The following is a 23,680-nucleotide window of genomic DNA, read 5'->3' on the forward strand; positions in this document are numbered from 1 at the left end:
CGTACTCAGCGATCAGAAAACGCCACTTCTGGATGTAGTTTCTTTCAATCGTCCGATCGAAGCTGTTGTCGCGCATCGAAGCCTCCCTGATGGGTGGATTCGATCACCGAATTGTTGAACATGCACAGCAATGACGTGGAAAGGCTTCCGTCTAACCGGCCGTGCTCTGCATCAGCCGCACGTAGAACCGGATCATGTCCGCGTAGTTCTTGATGCTGATGCGCTCATTGGTGCCGTGGAAGCGCTTGAGGTCTTCGGGCGTGGCGCGCACCGGGGAGAACCGAAAGATGTTGTCGGCGACCTGGGCGTAGTGCCGCGAGTCGGTTGCGGCGATCATCAGGCCCGGCGCCACGATCACGTCCGGAAACACCTCGCGGATGGTGCGGTTCAGCGCCTGATAGGACGGGCTGCTGGTGCCGGTCACCGGCGGCGGATCGAAATTGCCTTCGAAGCCGCTAACCGCGATCTTGTCGTTGGCGACCACGCTGCGGACGTGATCGGTGACGCTGGTCTGGGTGTCGCCCGGCAGCAGGCGGAAATTGACGCTGGCCTCGGCGACGCCGGGCAGCACGTTGTCCTTGTCGCCGGCATTGAACACGGTGAGCGCGGTCGTCGTTTGCACCATCGCCGCGGTGGTGCCGCTCTTGGCGAATTCCCGCAGCAAGAGCGGCCGGAACAGCCAGAGGTTCGACAGCGCCACCCGGCTGAAGCCGCTCATCTCCGGCGCCAACGTGTCGAACATCTCGGCCACCGAGCCGCGGATCCGCATCGGCAGCCGGTTGTCTTCGAGATGGGTCAGCGCCGCCGCCAGCATGCCGATCGCGGTGTCGCGCGGCGGCATCGACGAATGGCCCGGGGTGCCGCGGGCGGTCAGCACCAGCGTGGCATAGCCCTTCTCGGAGACGCCGATCAGCGCGGCGGGCTTGTCGAGGCCCTTCATCACCCCGTCGGTGATCAGGAGCCCTTCGTCGAGCACGAAATCGAGCCGGACGTTCCGCGAGGCCAGCAGCTCGGCGATCTTGGCGGCGCCACGCAGGCCGGAGACTTCCTCGTCATGGCCGAACGCGAAATAGATCGTCCGCTTCGGCCGGAAGCCCTGCTTGGCCATCAGCTCGGCGGCCTCCAGCATCGCGTAGAGGTTGCCCTTGTCGTCCCACGAGCCGCGACCCCAGACGAAGCCGCCTTGGATCGCGCCGCTGAACGGCGGCTGCTGCCAGTCTGCTTCGGTCTTCGGCGCGATCGGCACCACGTCCTGATGCGCGAGCAGCGCGATCGGCTTGGCCTGCGGGTCACTGCCTGCCCAGGTGTAGAGCAGGCTGTGACCGCCGATGACCTCCTGCTTGGCCGCCGCATGGAACGCCGGGAAGCTGGCCTCGATGTGCGCGCGCAAGCCGCGCAGCGCCTCGGCGTCCTGCTCGGGATTGAGAAAATTGGAGATGGTCTGGAAGCGGATCGACTGCGACAGCCGCTGCGCGGAGCCCTGCTCGTCGATCGCGATCGGCGGCACCGCGGCGACATCGATCTGCCGCGAGCCGTGCCGGAAGGTGTTGTAGGCCAGTACGCCGGCCAGGACCGCGACCGCCAGCACGGCGATCGCGACCAGGTTCCGAATCCATCGAAGCAGCCGGCGCATCAGAACTCCTGTTCGCCGGCGTTTCGTCCGGCCGCTCAGCCCTTCTTGGCTTGCTTGGCCCGGTCGAGGCCTTCGAGGATCAGTTTATGGGCTTCGTCGGCACCGCCCCAACGCACCACCTTGACCCACTTGCCGGGCTCGAGGTCCTTGTAGTGCTCGAAGAAGTGCTGAAACTGAGCCAGCGTGATCTCCGGCAGGTCCGAGTAGGTCTTGATGCGGTCGTAGCGCTGGGTCAGCTTCGACGACGGTACCGCGATGATCTTCTCGTCGTGGCCCGCTTCGTCGCTCATGTACAACACGCCAACCGGCCGCACGCTCATCACCGCGCCCGGCACGATGCCGCGGGTGTTGGCAACCAGCACGTCGCAGGGGTCGCCGTCGTCCGACAGGGTGTGGGGGATGAAGCCGTAATTCCCCGGATAATGCATCGAGGTATAAAGGAACCGATCGACCACCAGGGTACCGGCAGCCTTATCCATTTCGTACTTGATCGGCTCACCGCCGACCGGCACCTCGATGATGACGTTGACGTCATACGGAGGGTTCACGCCGACGGGGATTGCGTCGATGCGCATCAAGAGCTCCAGACTGATTTGATTTCAGGAACCACCCGAATAGCCTGCGCTGGCGGCGTTCGCCAGCGCAAAAAGCTTAGTTACTCCAGGCAAACGCAACCTTGTCGAGCGACTTCGGCCCGAACCGCTCCGACGATCGGGCAACCATCCGGCCGCCAAGGGCACGATAGAATTCGGTCGCCGGCTCGTTATCCGACAGCGCCCAGATCACCATGCTCTTCAGGCCGCTCTGCACCAGATCGCGCCGGGCGGCGGCGAACAGGCGGCGGCCGAAGCCCAGCCCCTGGAACTCGGGACGCAGATAAAGCTCGTAGATCTCGCCTTCGAACTGCAGGCTGCGGGCGCGGTTACGACCGTAATTGGCGTAGCCGGCAATCTTGTCGCCGAAGCACAGCACGCTGATTCGGCTGCCCTTGCGGATCGCCGAGTCCCACCAGGTCGGACCGCGGCGGTTGATCAGCTTTTCCAGCTCCGCACCCGGGATGATGCCCTGATACGCGGAACGCCAGGCTTCGTCATGGGTGGCCGCGACCGCGGACGCATCCGCTGCCCTTGCCGCTCGTACCTCGATCAGGGTCGTGCTCATGACGGTGATCAAAGCAAGTCGCGGGGCCGGCTTCAAGCTCCAACGTTAATTATCGGTTAACGTGTGGATTTTCTGCACCAGACGCCGCCCGCGCTGTGCCGGAATCGGACAACTCACCGGACGACCTGCGTATTTCCGCGTCGATTTGCGGCGGTCGCGACACGTCGGGTGGAAGTTAGTTCGCGGCGAAACCTGCACCGCTGCGACAATCGATCGCTTGTCGCGCTGCACGCTCGCCCGAATCACGCGCGCCATGGGCGGTCGAGAAGAACTGCGGCGAGGTCGCCTCCCCGGCAAAGAACAGCCGGCCATCGACCGGCGCCGCCAAGGCGCCGCGGGCACCGGCATGGCCGGGCAGCGCATGCGAATAGGCGCCGCGCGCCAACGGATCATGGGCCCAGCGCGATTCCGCCAGCGGCGACAGCTTGCGGCGAATGTCGTTGCCGAGCAGATCAGCGATCTCGTCGATCGCCTGCGCGGCGAATGCCCCCTCGCCGGCGTCTTCCAGCTCGCGCGCGTAGCGGCCGCCGAAGAAGCCCTCGATACAATCATGGCCGAACGGGCGCAGATGATACGTCCCCATCGCGCTCCGCATCGTGGCAGCGCGTAAGTTGCCGTCGGCGGGAAAACCGTTCGGATCGGACAGCTTCAGCATCACCTTGTCGTCGACGCCGAGCGGCAGATGGCGCGCGGCCTCGACCTTGGCCGGCAGCGCCGGCGCGAACCGGATCGCCTCGTCGGCGATCAGATTGGTCGGCACCGTGACGATGACCTGGCCGGCGCTGAGCGTGCCGAGCGAGGTGATGAGTTTGATCTGCCGCCCGGCGTGATCGATCAGCTCGACCGCGCAGTTCAGCACCACCGGGCAGGGCGCACCGTAAGCTGCGATCAAGCTGCCGTAGCCTTCGCGAACCCGCCAATTGATGCCGGTGTCGCGATAGGATTCGAGATCATGCACCGAGATGCGATCAAGCTCGGCGCCGTTGACGTAGGTCGACACCGCATCGATCATCGGATTCCAGCGGTTGCCCGGCTCGAGCAACGTCGCGGCAGCCACATCAGTCTTGTGTTTCGCCGCGCGCCAGACCCGCTCGTAGAACGCGTCGAGCGCCTTGCCGAAGGCGGCGCGGTCGCGCTTGGGAAACACATCGCCAAAGCTCGCCTCGCCCCACGGCGGGTGCGTCTTGTCGATGCCGATGCCGAGCTGCTCGGCGATGCCGACGAATGAGTTCTCGTCGGCCGAATGCAGCCAGCCGCAGCCGACGTCGAATGCGATCTCCGGCGTCACCATCCGGGTCCAGGCCCGGCCGCCGATCCGATTCCGCGCTTCCAGCACGATCACCGACAGACCCGTCCCCTCCAGCGTGCGCGCGGCACCGAGGCCGGACGCACCGGCGCCGATGATCGCGATGTCGACCGAGGACGGAAAGCTGGATGACGACATGCGCGATCCTACCACGGCGCTGACGGCGGTTCGATGTCAGGGGCCTCGAAACGACGATGCCCGGCACGAAGGCCGGGCATCGGGTATCAAAAGGGTGTCAAGTTCCGGCGTTCGGATCGATCACCGACCTCTCACCGTCATTGCGAGGAGCGAAGCGACGAAGCAATCTACGGCTCGGTGCGGACCTGGATTGCTTCGCTTCGCTCGCAATGACGGAAAGGGATCAGGCGACCGCCTGCTTGCTCTTCTCGGCGCGCTTGCGCTCGTTGGGGTCGAGCAGGCGCTTGCGCAGCCGGATCGACTTCGGGGTGATCTCGACCAGCTCGTCGTCTTCGATATAGGCCAGCGCCTTTTCCAGCGTCATCCGGATCGGCGGCGTCAGACGCACCGCTTCGTCCTTCGAGGTGGTGCGGATGTTGGTGAGCTGCTTGCCCTTGAGGACGTTGATCTCGAGGTCGTTGTCGCGGGTGTGCTCACCGACGATCATGCCCTTGTAGACCTTCCAGCCCGGCTCGATCATCATCGGGCCGCGATCTTCCAGCTTGAACATCGCGTAGGCGACCGCTTCACCCTGATCGTTGGAGATCAGCACGCCGTTGCGGCGGCCCTGGATCTCGCCGCGATACGGCAGGTAGTTGTGGAACAGCCGGTTCATGATGGCCGTGCCCTTGGTATCGGTCATCAGTTCGCCCTGGTAGCCGATCAGGCCGCGGGTCGGCGCGTAGAACACCAGCCGCAGACGATTGCCGCCCGAGGGCCGCATCTCGATCATCTCGGCCTTGCGTTCGCTCATCTTCTGCACGACGACGCCGGAGAACTCCTCGTCGACGTCGATCACGACTTCCTCGACCGGCTCGAGCAGCTGGCCGTTCTCGTCGCGGGTCAGCACGACGCGCGGACGCGACACGCTGAGTTCGAAACCTTCACGGCGCATGTTCTCGATCAGGATCGCGAGCTGCAATTCGCCGCGGCCCGACACTTCCATCGCGTCCTTGTCGGCGGATTCGACGACGCGCAGCGCGACGTTGCCCTCGGCCTCGCGGAGCAGGCGGTCGCGGATCAGGCGGCTCGTCACCTTGTCGCCTTCAGTGCCGGCGAGCGGCGAGTTGTTGACGATGAACGACATCGACACCGTCGGCGGATCGATCGCCTGCGCCTGGATCGGGGTATCGACCGCCGGATCGCAGAAGGTGTCGGCGACGGTGCCCTTGGTCAGGCCGGCGATCGCCACGATGTCACCGGCTTCGGCGATATCGAGCGGCACGCGCTCGAGGCCGCGGAAGGCGAGGATCTTGCTGATGCGGCCCTGCTCGACCAGCTTGCCGTCGCGCGACAGCACTTTGACGGCCTGGTTCGGCTTCACCGTACCCGAAGCGATGCGGCCGGTGATGATGCGGCCGAGATAGGGATTGGCTTCGAGGATGGTGCCGAGCAGGCGGAACGGACCTTCTTCCACCACCGGCGGATGAACGTGCTTGAGCACCAGCTCGAACAGCGGCTTCATGCCTTCGCTCGGATCGCCGTCCGGCTTGTCCGACATCCAGCCGTTCTTGCCGGAGCCGTACAGGATCGGGAAGTCGAGCTGCTCGTCGGTGGCGTCGAGTGCGGCGAACAGGTCGAACACCTCGTTGACCACTTCGGTAACGCGGGCGTCGGAGCGGTCGACCTTGTTGATCGCCACGATCGGCTTAAGGCCGAGCTTCAGCGCCTTGCCGACCACGAACTTGGTCTGCGGCATCGGGCCCTCGGCAGCGTCGACCAGCACGATCACGCCGTCGACCATCGACAGGATGCGCTCGACTTCGCCGCCGAAGTCGGCGTGGCCGGGTGTGTCGACGATGTTGATGTGGGTGTCGCCCCAGACCACCGACGTACACTTCGCCAGAATGGTGATGCCACGCTCGCGTTCGAGATCGTTGGAGTCCATCGCCCGTTCGACCTGGCGCTGGTTGTCGCGATAGGTGCCGGACTGCTGCAGCAGTTTGTCGACAAGAGTAGTCTTGCCGTGGTCGACGTGGGCGATAATGGCGATGTTACGGAGGGTCATGGCTCTTCTGTCGGTCCTGCGGGCGTTGCCTGATCAGCGAGATCATAGGCACACCGCGGGATGCGCCGAAGGGCGCGCCGAAGCCAGCCTATGTCTGAAACGCGCCGGGCAATCGCAATCTGAAATCGCAAAAAACAGGCCCGGCCGAATAGGACCGGGCACCAGCACGCGTTGCGACGCAATATACGCAGAAATCGCGAAATAACAATGACGGTTGCGGATGGACAGACCCGCTTCGGCGCGGTGGCCGCCGGAACGTGCCCCGGAGCGCCTCCGGCATTGTTCCTCAGACTGCTTGACCTAGTGATGTGATGTTATAACATTACATTCATCGTCGCTGCGATAGGTAATTTCATAGTGCAGCCGCTGCCCCTTGGACTGACTGGATTTTTTCCGTTCGGTTCGTTGACACCGCTGCCGTATGTCCAATACCGTGACCAGCGACGGTTCCCGAAAGGGATCAATAGGGAACGCGGTGCGGGTCTTCGGGCTCTATTCCGCGGCTGCCCCCGCAACTGTAAGCGGCGAGCCATTCGCCACACGCCACTGGGCTTTCGTCCTGGGAAGGCGGTGAACGGCAACGACCCGCGAGCCAGGAGACCTGCCGTCAGTCGTGGTCACACGCGAGCACATCGGGCGGGGTGTCCTGGTGCGTGTCGAACCGTAGCCCACAAGAAGGCTGCGGCAGACCTGTTTCGCGGTGACGTGCCACGTTAGCCGCGAGCCAAGAAAATGACTCCCGCCGTTCTGCCTCTCGGGCGCAATCGTCGCCTGCTGTCCTCTGTCGCCCTCGTCCCTCTGCTCTGGCCGGTCGACGGCCTTGCGCAAACCGCCTCGGCCAATCCGCGCGGTCTCGACCCGATCGTGGTCGAGGGCCAGACCGTACGTGCCGCCAAGCCGCGCGCGACGGCCAATGCCGGATCGTCGCGCCAGCGCCGCGCTGCCGCGCGTCCGGTCGCAACGCCGGCCCCCGCGCCCACTCAGCCGACGACGACCGCGTCGACCGCCCCCACCTTCAACCTCGGCACCCCGTCGTCGACCGGCAGCCGACTCGGCCTGACGCCGCTGCAAACACCGGCCAGCGTCGAAGTGATTCGCGCCGAAACCATCGCCGAGCGCGGCCAGCACAACGTGATCGACGCGGTGACGCAGAACGCCACCGGGTTCACCGCGAGCCCGCGTCCGGGAAATGGCGGCCTCGCCTTCACCACGCGCGGCTTCACCGGCAACGGCACGGTGATGTCGCTCTACGACGGCACCCGGCTGTATGTCGGCTCCGGCACCATGACGTTCCCGTTCGATACTTGGACGGCGCAGAGCATCGAAGTGCTGCGCGGCCCGGCCTCGGTGATGTATGGCGAAGGCGCGATCGGCGGCGCCATCAACGTGATCTCCAAGAAGCCGCTCGATGTGGCGCGCAACGAGGCGGAGATCTCGCTCGACACCAACCTGACCCGGCGCCTCGCGGTCGACTCGGGCGGCCCGATCAATCCCAATGTCAGCTATCGGCTGGCGGCGATCGGCAACATGTCGGACGGCTGGGTCGACCGTGACAAGACATCGAACGTCGCGGTGTCCGGCTCGGTGCGGGTGCAGGCCGCCGACAATCTCGCCTTCACGCTGAGCGAAGACTACGCCGACCGCAGCCCGTCGCGCTATTTCGGCACGCCTTTGGTGAACGGCCGGCTCGACGAGTCGCTGCGCTTCCAGAACTACAATGTCGGCGATGCCTCGATCCGCTATCGCGACAACTGGACCCAGCTCAAGACCGAGTGGGACGTTGCCGAAGGCGTCTCGGTGAAGAACGTCACCTACTATCTCAGCACGCACCGGCACTGGAAGGACGTCGAGAGCTACGCGTTCAGCCCGACCACCGGAAATATCAACCGCAGCTCCTATATCGAGATCTTTCACGACCAGGAGCAGATCGGCAACCGCTTCGACACCACCTTCAAGGGCCATGTCTTCGGCCTCGCCAACGAATTCGTCGCCGGTTTCGACGTCAACCGCATCGCCTTCACCCACACCAACAACTCGCCTTACGCCGGCACTTCCTCGGTGCCCACGTACAATTTCGATCCAGGCACTTTCCTGCCGGTGAGCCCGACGCGGCCGAGCTTCCATACGCTGACGACGCAATATGGCGTGTTCGCCGAGAACCGGCTCAGCCTGACTGACCAGCTTTCGTTGATCGGCGGCATCCGCTCCGACAATCCGACGGTGCAGCGCACCGATTTCCTCTCGCCTTCGAACAGTTTCGAGAAGACCTACTCGGCGCCGAGCTGGCGGGTCGGCGCGGTGTACAATCCGATCGAGAACCTCTCGATCTACGGTCAGTATTCGACCGCGGTCGATCCGGTCACCAACCTGATCACCATGACAGGCGTTAACCGCGACTTCTCGCTCTCGACCGGCAAGCAGGTGGAGGTCGGCATCAAGCAGCAGCTCGCCGGCGGTCGCGCGGAATGGACCCTGGCGGCGTATCACATCGTCAAGAACAACCTGCTGGCGCGCGATCCTCAGAACCCCGCCAACACCAATCCGCTGCAGATCGGCCAGCAATCGTCGCGCGGCATCGAAGCCTCGGCCGGCCTCAAGGTCACCGAAACCATCCGGCTCGACGCCAACGTCGCCTGGCTGCGGGCCAAATACGACGACTTCACCCAGGTGGTCGGCGGCCGGGCGGTGAACTACGCCGGCAACGTCCCCAACAACGTGCCGCAGATCGTCAGCAACATCTGGGCGACCTGGGCGTTCGCGCCGGGCTGGTCGGCCAATGCCGGCATCCAGCTCGTCGGCGACACCTGGGCCGACGACGCCAATACGCTGGTGCGGCCGGCCTATAACGTCGTCAATGCCGGGCTGATGTGGAAGCCGGACGCCCGGCAGACGCTGGCACTGCGGGTCTATAATCTGTTCGACACCGTCTATGCGACTTCCGGCGGCACGTCGCAGTGGATCCTCGGCATGCCGCGCACTGCTGAACTCTCCTACAACGTGAAGTTCTAGGGCGATGTCCAGCGTCGTCAGGCGCGCGAAGCGGTGGCTGTATCTCGGCCACCGCTGGCTCGGCATTGCCGGGTGTCTGCTGTTCGCGATGTGGTTCATCTCCGGCGTGGTGATGATGTACGTCGCGTTTCCGCATTTCGACAAAGAAGAACGCTGGGCGGCATTGCCCGACCTCGCCTGGCAGCGCGTCACGCTGTCGCCCGATCAGGCGATGCAGGTGGCCGGCGTGATGCACTATCCGCGCGACCTGCGGCTGGTGATGCTCGATACCGAGCCGGTGTACCGGCTGCTCGACTGGCGAGGTCAGCGCACCACCATCTCGGCGGTCGACGGCCGCAAGATCGATCAGGTCAGCGCCGTTCAGGCGCTGGGGATCGCGCGGCATCATCCGGCCGCAGTCGCGCCGCGGCTGATCGAGACGGTCGATCGCGACCAGTGGAGCGTGACCTCGCGCTACGATGCGTTCAGGCCGCTATACCTGATCGGGCTCGGCGACGCTGCCGGCACAGAGCTCTATGTTGCGTCCCGCGGCGGCGAGATCGTCCTCGATACGACGCGGCAGGAGCGGATCTGGAATTGGTTCGGCGCGATCCCGCACTGGATCTACTTCACGGTGCTGCGCCAGGACGGGCCGCTATGGCGGCAGGTGGTGCTGTGGGTCTCTGGCATCTTGATGGCGGTCGCAGCGAGCGGCATCTGGATCGGACTGCTCCGCGCCGGTCTGCGGCGGCGCTACGCATCGGGCCGGATCACTCCGTATCGCGGCTGGATGGCGTGGCACCACATCACCGGGCTGATCGGCGGCGTAGTCGTGCTGACCTGGATGTTCTCAGGCTGGCTGTCGATGAATCCGGGCGAAGCCTTCGCCCGCCGCGGCGAAAGCCGCGACATGCTGCAGCGCTATGCCGGCCACGATGCTCCGACGATCGATGCCAAGCTTCCCACCACGCTCCTCCCGGGTGTCGTCGAAGCCCGCTTCGGCTGGATCGGCGGCACGCCGCTGATGCTGCTGGGACACCGCGACGGACGCCAGACTGCCGCCGATCCTGAAGACGGCACGGCGAAACGGCTGCCGGAGGAAACGATCATCGCCGCCGCGGCCATGCTGCTCCCGGACGCCACGATGGTGTTGCGGCAGCGGCTCGAACGGTACGACACCTATTGGTACCAGCACCATCGGCAGCGCGTGCTACCGGTGCTCCGGGTCGGCTTCGACGACCCAGCCTCGACCTGGTTTCACCTCGATCCTGCGACCGGTGAGCTGCTCGGGCGCAGCGACACCAGCGCTCGGAGCTATCGGTGGCTGTTCAACGCGCCACACAGCTTCGACTTCCCGGTACTGCTGGCGTATCGGCCGGCTTGGGATCTGGTGGTGATCGTGCTGTCACTCGCCGGCCTGGTGATCTCGGTCAGCGGCGTGGTGATTGGCTGGCGGCGGCTGGTGCGCTGAGCGCTACACCGCCTGCGGCCGGGCGCCACGCACCGGTGGCAGCGACGTCACGTCGGCGAGCAGCAGCTTGCGGTCGGTGACGGCGTTGTGGAACTGCTCCAGCGCGATGCTGAACGCCGTCAGCGCCGCGCTGTCGATCGCGCCGTTCTCGTAGGCCGTCAGCGTGTCGCGCAGGATCGCGTCGGCCTCGGTCTGCATGGCGTCGAGTTCTTCGGCCGAACTGCAGCGCCGCGCGGTCGCCAGCATGTCGAGCAGCCGCTCGCGCTGCGACGCCGTGCTGGTGCGCTCATCCTTGCGCAGGAAACTGGCGAACCACGCGCCGGCCGAACCCATCAGCGACAACCCCATCAGCGAGAACCAGATCAGGTCGCTGTAGCGATCGAGGAAGCTCTTCTCTTCGCCGTCCACATAGGCGGCGGCGCCCGGCTGCACCGGAATCACCGCATCCTTGTCGGTGTCGGGCGTTTCGATCTTCGCGGCGAGCGGCACTTCGCCCATCACGATCTGGCGGGCGGTGAACAATTGCTCGGTGAACGTCGCGATCGTGGTGTCGGAGGCGCCTTCGCGCGCCACGATGTAGTGCGAGAAGCTGACGGTCTTGATCTCGTTGTCCGGCCGCGCCGGTGCGCCGCCGAACGCGCCGGCCGGAATCGACGCCGCCTCATAGGACGGGTGATTGGCTGCCAGGGCTTCGGAGGATTCGATCGACAGGAACACCGGTTCGCGCCCGGTGTGAGCGGTGGCCGCCACCGCATCGCCGATGATCTTGCTGTTGAGCGGACCGGCGGCCAGCAGTGCATCGACCTTGCCGGTGCGGACCGCGTCGGCGACTTCGGCCACCGGTACCGCCAGCGTCTGCACTTTCGACGGATCGACGCCGTATTGCTGCAGGATCACGGTGAGCAGACCGGCGTTGGCTTCGGTGCGGCCGACGACGCCGACCCGCTTGCCGGTCAGATCGGTGATGGCGGCGATGCCCGCGGTCTTGCCGCCCTTGCGTTTGCCTTTCGGTTCAGTGCCGGCAGGCGCCCACAGCACCGCGACGTTTTTATGCAGAACCGCCACCGACTGGGCCTGCTTCGGAACCGGCAGGTCGCCGCGGATCACGGCGAGATCGACGGTGCCGGACTTCAACGCCAGCGCGCTCGCGGCCGGACCATCGGTCACCACCGGCCGCAACCGAACGGTATTACGCTCGCGCGCAAACACTTGGGCGAGCGCCTGGATCAGCTTGTAATCGTCGCCGGCCTGCGGACCGACAGCGATCTTCAGGGTGACGGGCCGCATCGCGAAGTAATAGCCCGCGCTGGCGATCCCGATCAGCGACAGGACCGTCGCCAGCACGACCAACAGCATCCGGCGCCAGGGCGAGCGCAAAGACGGCTGCAGCATGGTCTCCATGGAGTCGGAACCGTCCGCCAACCGTGACAATCGCTGCGTGCTGCTCATCCGTGATCCGAACCCCTCCCGTCAGCAGTTCCCAGCGGACGCGGTTCCGCCGCCTGCTGCTTCGCTAGCCGAGCGGTTTGGCTGCATTATGGTGGCCAGATGGCGACGGCACTTGGGAGACACACGGCATGAAGCGATTATCTGAAGCCGACCGACGGACTGCGCTTGCGGACCTCACCGCCTGGCGCGAGGTCGAAGGCCGCGAGGCAATCGGCCGCAGCTATCAGTTTCGGGATTTTGGCGAAGCGTTCGGCTTCATGACGCGGGTCGCGCTGGTCGCTGAAAAGGCCGATCATCACCCCGAATGGCGCAACGTTTACAGGACGGTGGACGTTGTGCTGACGACTCATGATGCCGGCGGCGTCACCGAGCGTGACATCCGGCTTGCCCGGGCGATGGACGCGATCGCAGTGCAATGCGGCGCGAAGTGACGCGCAGTCTTGCGAGCACGCCGGCCGATCACCAAATCCGGCGGGACCAATCAATTGTTCCGCCGCGCGCGGGAGTGCTTCGATGACGACTGATCACAGCGTGGGGTTCGAACCTGCCGACCGCTTGGCGCAGGATCCGGAACAGGTGCGCCGGCGGTTCTGGCGCAAGATCAAAAGCGTCGCGGTCCGGCTGCCGTTCGTCGAAGACATTCTGGCCGCGTATTACTGCGCGTTCGACCGGCAGACGCCGCGGCACGTCCAGATCGCGCTGCTGGGTGCGATCGCATACTTCATCCTGCCGTTCGATTTCCTGCCCGATATCCTGCCGGTGCTGGGCTTCACCGACGACGCCGCGATCCTCGCCACCGCGCTGCGGATGGTCGCCAGCAACATCACGACCGAGCACCGCGAAGCCGCGCGCGCCGCGATGCAGCGCGGGCTGGAAGAAGAAGCATAACGGCGCCCCTGCACATTTCTTCTTTAAGCCGGCTCCAGCATCCGCGCCAAAACCCGCGTGGCGAGTGCGGCACGCTGCGCCATTGCGTCCGTGCTGATCGGCGGCTCGCCGAGCAGGGCCTGCAGCGGCGCGATCCCGATCAGCACTGAGAAGAACACGCTGATCAGCGTCGCGACCTCGTCGCAGCGGATGATGCCGCGGTCCGCAGCTTGCTCGAAGAACCGGGTCGCGGCCTGCGTCACCGGCGCCCGGCCGCTGGCTTCCAGCTCGCGTGCGACCGAACCGCCGCCGCGTCCCGCTTCGGCGATCGCCAGCCGATACATCGCAGTCCGCTCCGGATGCAGCAGCTCGCTGAGGAAGATCCGGCCGAACTGCTCCAGCACCACGAGAAACTGCTGCCGGTTTTGCGGCTCCGGGAGCTCCGGCGACGGCTGCATCTTGGCGGCGCCATAGCGGATCAGCGCCGTCAGGATCTCCTGCTTGCTGGCGAAGAACTCGTACAGCGTCCGCTTCGAGGTGCGAGCCCGGCGGACGATCTCGGCGGTGGTCGCCGCCTCGAATCCCTTCTCGACAAAGACATCGAAGGCGGCCTGCAGGATCGCGGCGCGGCGCGGGTCTTGCTCAGTTTCTTGTTGTTTTTCCATAACTTGGCGACGGCTTCAATTGCCCCGAGATTCTGGTACCATTCGGTACCGGATGTGATAGGCTTTGGTACCCAATGGTACCGCAAGCCCGACCGACGTCAAAGCCGGTGTTTGACGGACCTGAGCCCGGAGGCAGCATGAAGACCTTCCTGACGGTGAAACTGGTTCTGGTTCCGTTTGCGGTGTTCTGGGCGTTGCTGGCGTTGCATCAGCCAGCCATGGCGATGTGGTCAGGCCTCGCCCTCTCGCTCGCGGGCAATGCCTGGCGGGCCTATCGGCGCAAGCTGTTCGTGCTCGAAGCCGGCGGCCTGGTGCTGTTCGCAGGCCTGGCGACCCTCCACCTGATCGATCCGGCGACCGCGGCCGCCAATGCACTCTGGCTGTCGTTTGCCGGGCTGGCAGCGGTCAGCGCGCTCAGCCTGGCGGCCCGACGACCGTGGACGTCCGACTATTCGCGCGCCGCGCATCCGGATAACGCTGACACCCCGCAGTTCTTCATGGTCAATGCTGCGATTACCGGTCTCTGGGCGGTGCTGTTCGCCGCGATCGCCGTCTGCCGCTATGTCGCCGCGCCGGGCGAAGTGATCACCGCGATCGTCAGCGTCGGCGCGGTGATCTCGATCTTCGGACCGAAGCTGGCCATTCACCTGATCCTGAACCGGATGGCGGCGTCACGGGAAAGCTACCGCTGGGCGGCGCCGTCGTTCACGCCGTCCGAGGGGCAGGACTGCGACGTCGTCATCATCGGGTCGGGCATCGGCGGCCTGACGGCGGCGGCGCTGCTCGCCGACGCCGGGCTGAAAGTGCAAGTATTCGAGCAGCACGTCGTCGCCGGCGGCTATTGCCATAACTACCTGCGCAAAGCGCATCATCAGGGCCGGCCGGTGCTGTACCGGTTCGACGCCGGCCCGCACGATTTCTCCGGCGTGCAGCCGGGTGGACCCTTCGCCACGCTGCTGCGGCGCCTCGGCGTCGCCGATCGCATCATTTGGGAGCGGGTGACGCATAGCTTCCATACTGCAAGCGGCGCGATCGACGTGCCGCCGGACTGGCGCGACTACGTGAGGCTGCTCGGCGATCGGTTTCCCGGCAGCGCCAGCGGTCTCGCGGCGCTGTTCGATGAGATCAAGGCAATCTTCGACGACATGTTCGCGACCGCTGCCGGCCGCGGCGGCGTACCCGGGATGCCGGCGAGCATCGATGAGCTGCTGGCGTTTCCGCGCAATCACCCGCACGCCTATCGCTGGATGAACAGGCCGTTCGCCGACCTGGTCGCGGCGCATGTCCAGGATCCCGCAGCGGTAGCGTTCATCAACGGCCTCGCCGGCTATATCGGCGACGGCAGCGAGCCGCCGACCTGCGCCCGGATGGTACCGATCTTCGGCTATTACTTCCACGGCGGCTACTATCCGCGCGGCGGCTCGAGCGTGGTTTCCGACGCGCTGGTCGCAGCGATCGAGGCGCGCAGCGGCGAGGTGAATCTCAAGACGCCGGTGGCGCGCATCCTGATCGAGAACAATGCCGCTGCCGGCGTGGTGCTCGGCAACGGCAGGGCGGTGCGGGCCCGCGCGGTGATCTCCAACGCAGACCTCAAGCACACACTGCTCGACCTGGTCCCGGCCGAGGCGCTGCCACGCGACGCCCGCCGCTGGATCACCGAAGCGGCGCCGGCGAATTCCTGCTTCAGCGTGCATCTCGGGCTCGACTGCGTGCCGGACATCCGCCCGTCGGTGCATCTGCACGCGCCGATGCGGGTCGGGCTGGCGATGATGTCGAAGCTCGACCCTTCGGCCGCGCCGGCCGGGCATTCGATCCTGTCGCTGATTCATCTTGTGCCGCATGCGGAGGCGAAAAGCTGGTTTCCGCCTGAGACCGAACACGATTGGAAATCCTGGCGGCGTTCGGAAGCGTATCTGCGCCGCAAGCAGGAGCTCGGCGACCGCATGATCGCAGCGGCCGAAACCGTGATCCCGAACCTGTCGCAGCACATCGTGTACCGCACCGACGCCAGCCCGGTGACCTACGCGCGCTACGATGGAGCCAGCTTCGGGTCGATCTACGGCATGTCGCGCGCCGGTCAGCTCAAAGGCTCGAAATCGCCGCTGCGCAATCTGGTGATCGCCGGCGGCGGCAATATCGGCGCGGGCATCGAGGCCGTGGTGATATCAGGTGCCGAAGCGGCCGAAGCGCTGCTGCCGGGACTTTTGGCCCACGCGACGGCCGCACCAGCAAAGCCTCCCGCCAAGGCGATGCCGGAGCTGACACCTGCTTAGTTCGAAGGTGGGGCCGCGTGCGTCCCCACCCTTCGGTTGCTGTTACTTACGGATGCAGGATCACCTTGCCCATCGCCTGACGGCCGGCGAGCACCTTCAGGGCGTCGGCGGTCTGCGCCAGCGGGAAGGTGCGGTCGACGTGCGAGGAGATCTTGCCCTCGGCCGCCCACTGCACCAGCTTCTCGAGATTGGCGCGGTTCTTCTCCGGGTTGATCCGCGTCCACGCGCCCCAGAACACGCCGCGGATGTCGCAGCCCTTCAGGAGCGCGAGGTTGAGCGGCATCTTCGGAATGTCGCCGGCCGCAAAGCCGATCACCAGGAAGCGGCCTTCCCAGGCGATCGAGCGCAGCGCGGCTTCGGCGTAAGCCCCGCCGACCGGGTCGAACACGATGTCGACGCCCTTGCCGCCGGTGAGTCTCTTCAGCCCCTCTTTCAGATCTTCGGTCGCGTAGTTCAGCGTCAGCTCGGCGCCGTGCTGCTTGGCGAATTCCAGCTTCTCGTCCGAGGAGGCGCAGGCGATGACTTTGAGGCCCATCAGCTTGCCGAGCTCGCACGCCGCAAGGCCGGTGCCGCCGGCAGCGCCGAGCACCGCGAGCGTCTCGCCCGGCTTCGGGCTGGCACGGTCTTCCAGCGCATGCAGCGCGGTGCCGTAGATGATGAAGATGCCGGCGGCGCGATCGTAATCGAGACTGTCGGGGATCTTGACGATCGACGCGGCGGGCAGCGCGATCTTTTCGCGCGCGCCATTGTGGCCGCAGGACGCCGCGACGCGGTCGCCGGGCTTCAGGTCGGTGACGCCTTCGCCGACGCTCTCGATCACGCCCGCGACTTCCGCGCCCGGAGAGAACGGGAACGGCGGCTTGATCTGGTACTTGCCCTGGATCATCAGGATGTCGAAGAAATTCAGCGCCGCCGCCTTGATGGCGATCACCGCCTCGCCGGGGCCGGCGACCGGATCGGGCACGTCGGCGTAAACGAGATCGTCGGGACCGCAATATTGCTGGCAGAGAATGGCCTTCATGTATCCACCCAGGTGCGAGGTTTGTGATTGCCTACCGTTCTGCCGGATTTGCACGGCAGGGACAATCGGATTCGGCCAGTCGTGCCGTCGCCTCACACACGTCGTCATGCCCGGACTTGATCCGGGCATCCATCACTCTTCATAACAAACGCGATCGAAGTTCTTGCGCGAGTGATGGATTGCCGGGTCAAGCCCGGCAATGACGAGTTCACAGGTCCGCACGAATTCCGCTTCGCGGTTAATCAAGGAGGCGCGCGATGTTCGAGGCTGGTCTGCTCGCGAACAAACGGATTCTGATTACCGGCGGCGGTTCCGGACTCGGTGCAGCGATGGCGGCACGCTTTGCCGAACTCGGTGCGTCGCTGGTGCTGTGCGGACGACGCGCCGAGGTGCTGCACGAGACCGCGGAGCAACTCCGGTCACGCGGCAGCCAAGTCGACACCCTCGTGTGCGACGTGCGCGATCCGCAAGCGGTCGAAACCATGCTCGATGAGATCTGGGGCGCGGCGCCGCTCGACGTGCTGATCAACAATGCCGCCGCGACCTTTATCGCGCAGACCGAGCGAATGTCGGCGCGCGCCGCGGACGCGATCCTGGCACCGACGCTGCACGGCGCGATGTATTGCACGCTCGGCGCCGGGCGGCGCTGGATCGACGGCGGCCGCGCGGGCGTCGTGCTCAGCATCCTCTCGACCTCGACGATCACGGGGCGCGCCTTCACGGTACCGTCCGCGATGGCGAAGTCGGCGGTGCTGGCGATGACCAAGAGCCTCGCGGTGGAGTGGGGGCCGAAGCAGATCCGCCTGGTGGCGATCGCGCCCGGCGCCTTTCCGACCGCGGGTGCGACCGCGCAGCTCAGGCCGGACGGACGCGCCGCCGATCCGGCGGACCGGGTGCCGCTCGGCCGCGTCGGCCGCCACGACGAGCTTGCTAACTTGGCGAGCTTCCTGATCTCCGATCAGGCCGGCTACATCACTGGCGAGATGGTGGTGCAGGACGGCGGCACCCATCTGCGCAGCTCCGGCGCCGAGGACCTGCTGCAATGGAGCGATCAGCAATGGGCCGCGCACCGGGCCGGACGCGCCAAATCCTGAAGGTACGCCAGCTACATGCCGAAGCCACATCGGCGGTGAGCAACGCCCGTTGACGGCTTTCCAGAATCGACCGTCCCGGCTATTCCGGGCGTCGTGATCAGCGGACCCCCGCGAGCCATTTTGCAGTCACAATGATGAGGGACCAGACTTGCCCATGATCATGAGGCGAATGCTGATTGCCGCGTTGGCGGGTTCATTGATGGTTGCGGCGGGCAACGCTGCGGTGGCGCGCGAAGCCAAGGGCAAGCCGGCCGCGACGCCGGCGGCTGCCTCGGGCGGCGCGGAGCCGACGCTGATCGGCCAGTTCGGCAGCTGGGGCGCCTATACGGCGGCGCCCGGCGGCAAGAAGGTGTGCTTCGCGCTGGCCAAGCCATCCTCCTCCAAGACCACACCGCCGAACCGGCCGCGCGATCCGGCCTACGCGTTCATCTCGACCCGGCCGTCCGAAAAGGTGGTCAACGAGGTCTCGGTGATGGTCGGCTATCCGCTGAAGCCGGGCTCGGAATCGGCCATCGAGGTCGCCGGCAGCTCGTTTGCAATGTACACCCAGGGCGACGGCATCTGGATCAAGAACGCCGCCGAGGAAGAACGCCTGGTCGAGGCGATGCGCCGCGGCGCCGAGATCACCGTCAAGGGGGTCTCGGCCAAGGGAACCGCCAGCACCGACGTGTTTTCGCTGAAGGGGCTGGCCCAGGCGCTCGACAAGGTGGCGCAGGCCTGCGGCAGCTGAGAGCCCGCCCCGCGGGCCGCCGCTATTGAGGCCGGCCGCCCCGTTCGGTAAAGCATTCCGGTACAGACGACCCGCCAGCCGGCGACAACCGGGCGGCGGGTTCTTATATGCATGGCGACCGGCGGCTTGTGCCCCGCTCTGCACGCCCGCCGCGGATGGCCGGCCACCAACCTGAACGTGATGCGATGACGCCTTCTGCCGCCTCGGCCCTGGTCGAGAAGACCCCGCTGGAAACCTATGTGCCGCCGGCCAAGCCGTCGCTGATCGGGCTGTCGCGGGCGCAATTGTGCGACCGGCTTGGCGAAGTCGGCGTGGCGCCGCCGCAGCGCAAGATGCGGGCGCAGCAGCTGTGGCATTGGATCTATGTCCGGGGCGCCCGCGATTTCTCCGAAATGACCAATGTGTCCAAGGAGATGCGGGCAACGCTGGGGGAGCACTTCACGGTCGACCGGCCCGAAGTGGTGGCCGAGCAGATTTCTGCCGACGGCACCCGCAAATGGCTGCTGCGGCTGCCGAGCGGCGGCGACGGCCAGAAGGCTCACGAGGTCGAGTGCGTCTATATCCCCGAGACCGACCGCGGCACGCTGTGCGTCTCCAGCCAGGTCGGCTGCACCCTGAACTGCTCGTTCTGCCACACCGGCACCCAGCGCCTGGTGCGCAACCTCACCGCCGGCGAGATCGTCGGCCAGGTGATGGTGGCGCGCGACCGGCTCGGTGACTGGATCGACCGCGAGACCCCGAACGGCAATCGCCTGATCACCAACATCGTGATGATGGGGATGGGCGAGCCGCTCTACAATTTCGACGCGGTGCGCGACGCGCTGCTGATCGTCTCGGACAACGAAGGCATCGGCATCTCGCGGCGGCGGATCACGCTGTCGACCTCCGGGGTGGTGCCGAACATCAAGCGCACCGGCGACGAGATCGGCGTGATGCTGGCGATCTCGCTGCACGCCGTGCGCGACGAACTGCGCGACGAACTGGTGCCGCTGAACCGCAAGTACCCGCTGAAGGAATTGCTGCAGGCCTGCCGCGACTATCCGGGCGCGTCGAATGCCCGCCGCATCACCTTCGAATATGTGATGCTGAAGGGCGTCAACGACTCGCTCGACGATGCGCGCCGCTTAGTGCAGCTGCTCAAGGGCATTCCGGCCAAGATCAATCTGATCCCGTTCAATCCGTGGCCCGGCTCGAAATACGAATGCTCGGACTGGGACCAGATCGAGAAGTTCTCGGAATACATCTTCAACGCCGGCTACTCGTCGCCGGTGCGCACCCCGCGCGGCCGCGACATTCTGGCCGCCTGCGGTCAGCTCAAATCCGAGACCGAAAAGCTGTCGGTGCGCGAACGCAACGCGCTGCGCGCGATGGCGATGACGGACTGATCCATGCTGCCCGCCGACGAGATCAAGGGCGTGCTCGCCTTCCTGCGCGAAGCCGAGCGGCTCAAAAGCGTGATCCGCAGCGGGTACACGTCCACCGGCCGCCCCGAAAGCACCGCCGAACACACTTGGCGTTTGTGCCTGATGGCGATGCTGCTCGCCGACGGGCTCGGCGATATCAATGTGGCCCGCCTGTTGAAGATCTGCATCGTCCACGACCTCGGTGAAGCCCTGCACGGCGACGTGCCGGCCGTGGCTCAAGTCGAGGGCGACGACAGAGCCGCACGGGAGCGCGCCGATATCGAAACTCTGACGCAGCCGCTCGACGATAGGCGCCGCGCCGAGATTCTGGCTCTGTGGCACGACTACGAGATCGGAGCCTCGCCGGAAGGGCGGCTCGCCAAGGGGCTTGATAAGCTGGAAACCATCCTACAGCACACGCAGGGCCTCAACCCGACCGACTTCGACTACGCGTTCAATCTCGATTACGGCACCAAGCACACCGCGGTTCACCCGCTGATCGGTGCGATCCGCGCCGAACTCGACAACGACACAAGGGCGCGGATGACAGCTCAGCAAGCCTCCGGAGCACCCGACTAATGGCATTGCTCGGCCGCCTGTTCGTGATCGCGATTGGCTTCCTGTTCGCCTCGATCGCCGCCGGCCTGGTAGTGGTCGGGATGCTGCTGTTTCCTGAGCTCAGCCAGATCGCCGACGGGCCGATCGACACCGATGCGCTGAACATCGTGATGGGCTTCGGCTTCATCTTTGTGTCCGGCTTTGCGCTGCTGCCGGCGCTGGTGGTGGTGCTGATCACTGAGGCGTTTTCGATCCGCAGCGCCCTGGCCTATGCGATCGGCGGCGCGCTGGTCGGGGTCGCATGCTATCTCGGCCTGGTGCCATTCGATCCGGCGACCCTGCATTTCGACGGCATCATCCGCCGCCACCTCGAAATCATGACCGGGGCCGGCATCGTCGGCGGCATGGTGTATTGGCTGGTCGCCGGCCGCAACGCCGGTGCCTGGCGCGATCCGCCCCGCCGGCGCGCGCCCTTGCCGCCTTCCCAACCCGCACCGCCTCCGGTAAACCGCGCCCCATGAACCGCAACGGACTTCTCATCGCGCTGGCGCTGTTCGCCGGCATCGGGCTGACGTTCGGTCTGTTTCCGGGCCTCGACCTGTGGCTGGCCGGCCTGTTCTACGACACGGCCGCCAAGACCTTCCCGATGCGCGCGATGCCGGATCTCGAATTCGCCCGCGATTTTGCGATGTGGATCGCCTGGGCGATCGCGGCGCCGTCGATCTTCGCGCTGGTCTACAAGATGATCCGCCCGGACCGGCCGCTGGTGATGCCGGGCCGCACGGTCGCGTTTCTGCTGATCAGCATCACGCTGTCGGCCGGCGTCCTCACCAACATGACCTTCAAGAGCCATTGGGGCCGACCGCGGCCGGCCGCGGTGACCGAATTCAACGGCCCGTGGCAGTTCAAGGCGTGGTGGGACAATTCCGGCGCCTGCCCGAAGAACTGCTCGTTCTTCTCCGGCGAGGGCGCCACCGCCTATTGGACCTTCGCGCCCGCGGCCCTGACCCCGCCGGCGGTGCGTCCTTACGCCTATGCGGCGGCCTTCACCTTCGGCACCGTCACCAGCGGCCTGCGGATGGCGTTCGGCGGGCATTTCTTCACGGACGTCGCGATCGCCGGCCTCGTCACCTTTCTGGTGATCTGGCTGCTTTACGCACTGATCTACCGCTGGGCCTGGAGCCGGACCTCGGACGAGGCGATCGACGCGGCGCTGACCCGGGCGTTCTGGCCGCTGTACAGGCTGCGGCTGAAGAAATGGCGCGGCCAGGACATCGGCCCGGCGCCGGCCGCCTGAGCCGCATCCGTTCCTCCGCCGCGATTAAACGCGTGCCGCTGGCCGCGAAGTTTGGTATGCGCGCAGCAACCGCAACTGCTTCAACCGATTGGGACTTCCAATGACTACGATCTTGAAAAGCCTGCCCAAGGGCGAAAACGTCGGCATCGCTTTCTCAGGGGGTCTCGATACCAGCGCGGCGCTGCTGTGGATGAAGCAGAAGGGCGCCCGCGTGTTCGCCTATACGGCGAACCTCGGCCAGCCCGACGAGGCGGACTACGACGCGATCCCGCGCAAGGCGATGGAGTTCGGCGCCGAGAAGGCCCGGCTGGTCGATTGCCGCACCCAGCTGGTGCACGAAGGCATCGCGGCGATCCAGGCCGGCGCCTTTCACGTCTCGACCGGCGGCATCGCCTACTTCAACACCACCCCGCTCGGCCGCGCCGTGACCGGCACCATGCTGGTGTCGGCGATGAAGGAAGACGGCGTCAACATCTGGGGCGACGGCTCGACCTACAAGGGTAACGACATCGAGCGGTTCTACCGCTACGGCCTGCTGACCAACCCCGCGTTGCGGATCTACAAGCCCTGGCTCGACCAGCAGTTCATCGACGAACTCGGCGGCCGCGCCGAGATGTCGGCGTTCATGACCTCGCACGGCTTCGCCTACAAGATGAGCGCCGAGAAGGCGTATTCGACCGACAGCAACCTGCTCGGCGCCACCCACGAGGCCAAGGATCTCGAACACCTCGACAGCGGCATCAAGATCGTCAACCCGATCATGGGCGTGCCGTTCTGGCGCGACGATTGCGCGGTCAAGGCCGAGGCGGTCACGGTGCGGTTCGAGGAAGGCCAGCCGGTCGCGCTCAATGGCCAGACCTTCACGGATCCGGTCGCGATGTTCTACGAAGCCAATGCCATCGGCGGCCGTCACGGCCTCGGCATGAGCGATCAGATCGAAAACCGCATCATCGAAGCCAAGAGCCGCGGCATCTACGAAGCGCCCGGCATGGCGCTGCTGCACATCGCCTACGAGCGGCTGGTAACCGGCATCCACAACGAAGACACTATCGAGCAGTACCGCATCAACGGCATGAAGCTCGGCCGGCTCTTGTATCAGGGCCGCTGGTTCGACTCGCAGGCGCTGATGCTGCGCGAGACCGCGCAGCGCTGGGTCGCCCGCGCCGTCACCGGCGAAGTGACGCTGGAGCTGCGCCGCGGCAACGACTACTCGATCATGAACACCCAGAGCCCGAACCTTACCTATGCGCCGGAACGGCTGAGCATGGAGAAGGTCGAGGACGCGCCGTTCACGCCGGCGGACCGCATCGGCCAGCTCACGATGCGCAACCTCGACATCACCGACACCCGCGCCAAGCTCGGCCTCTACGCCAAGACCGGCCTGCTGTCGTCCGGCGAAGGCACCCCAATCCCGCAGCTGGAAAACGACAAGGGCTAGTAGCAGCTCACCGTCATTCCGGGGCGCTCGCGGAGCGAGCGAACCCGGAATCCCGAGGTTGTTGAACGACCGGCGGTACCCCGAACGTCGAGATTCCGGGATCGCACGAGCTGACGCTCGCGCGCCCCGGAATGACATGCT

General features: G+C 65.8%; 20 protein-coding genes and 1 riboswitch. Of the genes, 12 read left to right on the top strand and 8 right to left on the bottom strand.

Features of this window, described 5'->3' with window-relative positions; translation table 11 throughout:
• Positions 1–151: 151 nt before the first annotated feature.
• The 5 genes from VRZ08_RS11000 to typA all read right to left on the bottom strand — a co-directional run bounded on the left by VRZ08_RS11000 (position 152) and on the right by typA (position 6,285).
• A complete protein-coding gene (locus tag VRZ08_RS11000; RefSeq protein WP_414532665.1) occupies positions 152–1,672 on the bottom strand; it encodes a M20 family peptidase in 1,521 nt (506 codons plus the stop codon).
• Entirely contained in the window at positions 1,669–2,208 is a 540-nt protein-coding gene (gene ppa / locus VRZ08_RS11005; protein WP_107342636.1) for an inorganic diphosphatase, read from the bottom strand. The genes VRZ08_RS11000 and ppa overlap by 4 nt, the downstream gene beginning before the upstream one ends.
• Positions 2,209–2,284: 76 nt before the next feature.
• Positions 2,285–2,794, bottom strand: a complete 510-nt coding sequence (locus tag VRZ08_RS11010) for a GNAT family N-acetyltransferase (RefSeq protein WP_011155978.1) — start codon at positions 2,792–2,794, stop codon at positions 2,285–2,287.
• 175 nt (positions 2,795–2,969) lie between these two features.
• Complete coding sequence (locus VRZ08_RS11015; protein WP_414532554.1) at positions 2,970–4,238, bottom strand: flavin monoamine oxidase family protein; 1,269 nt, start codon at positions 4,236–4,238, stop codon at positions 2,970–2,972.
• Positions 4,239–4,461: 223 nt separating this feature from the next.
• On the bottom strand, positions 4,462–6,285 hold the full coding sequence (gene typA, locus VRZ08_RS11020) for a translational GTPase TypA (protein WP_107353966.1): 1,824 nt from the start codon (positions 6,283–6,285) through the stop codon (positions 4,462–4,464).
• 427 nt (positions 6,286–6,712) lie between these two features.
• Positions 6,713–6,909: riboswitch (cobalamin riboswitch) on the top strand.
• A 108-nt stretch (positions 6,910–7,017) separates the two neighbouring features.
• Between typA and VRZ08_RS11025 the strand changes: the two genes are divergently transcribed.
• Positions 7,018–9,294, top strand: coding sequence for a TonB-dependent receptor (locus VRZ08_RS11025; protein ID WP_414532555.1), 2,277 nt, complete (start codon positions 7,018–7,020; stop codon positions 9,292–9,294).
• A gap of 4 nt (positions 9,295–9,298) precedes the next feature.
• Positions 9,299–10,744 (top strand): PepSY domain-containing protein, encoded by a 1,446-nt coding sequence (locus tag VRZ08_RS11030; RefSeq protein WP_414532556.1) that lies wholly within the window; start codon positions 9,299–9,301, stop codon positions 10,742–10,744.
• Positions 10,745–10,747: 3 nt separating this feature from the next.
• Here VRZ08_RS11030 and VRZ08_RS11035 read toward each other — a convergent pair whose 3' ends face one another.
• Positions 10,748–12,136, bottom strand: a complete 1,389-nt coding sequence (locus VRZ08_RS11035; RefSeq protein WP_414532557.1) for a TAXI family TRAP transporter solute-binding subunit — start codon at positions 12,134–12,136, stop codon at positions 10,748–10,750.
• Positions 12,137–12,321: 185 nt separating this feature from the next.
• On the opposite strand from VRZ08_RS11035, the gene VRZ08_RS11040 reads away from it, so the two are divergent.
• Together VRZ08_RS11040 and VRZ08_RS11045 are read left to right on the top strand one after the other, a co-directional pair.
• Entirely contained in the window at positions 12,322–12,624 is a 303-nt protein-coding gene (locus VRZ08_RS11040) for a 4a-hydroxytetrahydrobiopterin dehydratase (protein ID WP_414532558.1), read from the top strand.
• Positions 12,625–12,706: 82 nt separating this feature from the next.
• Complete coding sequence (locus VRZ08_RS11045) at positions 12,707–13,081, top strand: YkvA family protein (RefSeq protein WP_414532559.1); 375 nt, start codon at positions 12,707–12,709, stop codon at positions 13,079–13,081.
• A gap of 23 nt (positions 13,082–13,104) precedes the next feature.
• On the opposite strand, the gene VRZ08_RS11050 is transcribed toward VRZ08_RS11045, so the two are convergent.
• Positions 13,105–13,725 carry a TetR/AcrR family transcriptional regulator gene (locus VRZ08_RS11050; RefSeq protein ID WP_414532560.1) on the bottom strand — a complete coding sequence of 207 codons (621 nt, stop codon included), beginning with the start codon at positions 13,723–13,725 and terminating at the stop codon, positions 13,105–13,107.
• A 137-nt stretch (positions 13,726–13,862) separates the two neighbouring features.
• Here VRZ08_RS11050 and VRZ08_RS11055 point away from each other — a divergent pair, with 137 nt between their 5' ends.
• Positions 13,863–15,998, top strand: coding sequence for a phytoene desaturase family protein (locus VRZ08_RS11055; RefSeq protein WP_414532561.1), 2,136 nt, complete (start codon positions 13,863–13,865; stop codon positions 15,996–15,998).
• A 46-nt stretch (positions 15,999–16,044) separates the two neighbouring features.
• Here VRZ08_RS11055 and VRZ08_RS11060 read toward each other — a convergent pair whose 3' ends face one another.
• Positions 16,045–17,019: an NADPH:quinone oxidoreductase family protein gene (locus tag VRZ08_RS11060; RefSeq protein WP_414532562.1), complete on the bottom strand. Its 975-nt coding sequence runs from the start codon at positions 17,017–17,019 to the stop codon at positions 16,045–16,047.
• Positions 17,020–17,276: 257 nt separating this feature from the next.
• Here VRZ08_RS11060 and VRZ08_RS11065 point away from each other — a divergent pair, with 257 nt between their 5' ends.
• From VRZ08_RS11065 to argG, 7 genes are all read left to right on the top strand, one after another.
• Positions 17,277–18,113 carry an SDR family oxidoreductase gene (locus tag VRZ08_RS11065; protein WP_414532563.1) on the top strand — a complete coding sequence of 279 codons (837 nt, stop codon included), beginning with the start codon at positions 17,277–17,279 and terminating at the stop codon, positions 18,111–18,113.
• A gap of 154 nt (positions 18,114–18,267) precedes the next feature.
• The gene (locus VRZ08_RS11070; protein WP_107342624.1) at positions 18,268–18,843 is read left to right on the top strand and encodes an invasion associated locus B family protein; all 576 of its coding nucleotides are present in this window, start codon (positions 18,268–18,270) and stop codon (positions 18,841–18,843) included.
• Positions 18,844–19,028: 185 nt separating this feature from the next.
• Complete coding sequence (gene rlmN, locus VRZ08_RS11075) at positions 19,029–20,228, top strand: 23S rRNA (adenine(2503)-C(2))-methyltransferase RlmN (protein ID WP_414532564.1); 1,200 nt, start codon at positions 19,029–19,031, stop codon at positions 20,226–20,228.
• Between the two features lie 3 nt (positions 20,229–20,231).
• On the top strand, positions 20,232–20,825 hold the full coding sequence (locus VRZ08_RS11080; RefSeq protein WP_414532565.1) for an HD domain-containing protein: 594 nt from the start codon (positions 20,232–20,234) through the stop codon (positions 20,823–20,825).
• Positions 20,825–21,325 carry a hypothetical protein gene (locus VRZ08_RS11085; protein WP_164573593.1) on the top strand — a complete coding sequence of 167 codons (501 nt, stop codon included), beginning with the start codon at positions 20,825–20,827 and terminating at the stop codon, positions 21,323–21,325. Before VRZ08_RS11080 ends, VRZ08_RS11085 begins: the two co-directional genes overlap by 1 nt.
• Positions 21,322–22,101 (top strand): phosphatase PAP2 family protein, encoded by a 780-nt coding sequence (locus VRZ08_RS11090; protein WP_264053996.1) that lies wholly within the window; start codon positions 21,322–21,324, stop codon positions 22,099–22,101. The genes VRZ08_RS11085 and VRZ08_RS11090 overlap by 4 nt, the downstream gene beginning before the upstream one ends.
• A 100-nt stretch (positions 22,102–22,201) precedes the next feature.
• Positions 22,202–23,539: an argininosuccinate synthase gene (gene argG, locus VRZ08_RS11095; protein WP_408017677.1), complete on the top strand. Its 1,338-nt coding sequence runs from the start codon at positions 22,202–22,204 to the stop codon at positions 23,537–23,539.
• The last annotated feature ends 141 nt before the right edge of the window (positions 23,540–23,680 follow it).

It is taken from the genome of Rhodopseudomonas sp. G2_2311, assembly GCF_047501505.1.
Classification (GTDB): Bacteria; Pseudomonadota; Alphaproteobacteria; order Rhizobiales; family Xanthobacteraceae; genus Rhodopseudomonas; species Rhodopseudomonas palustris_H.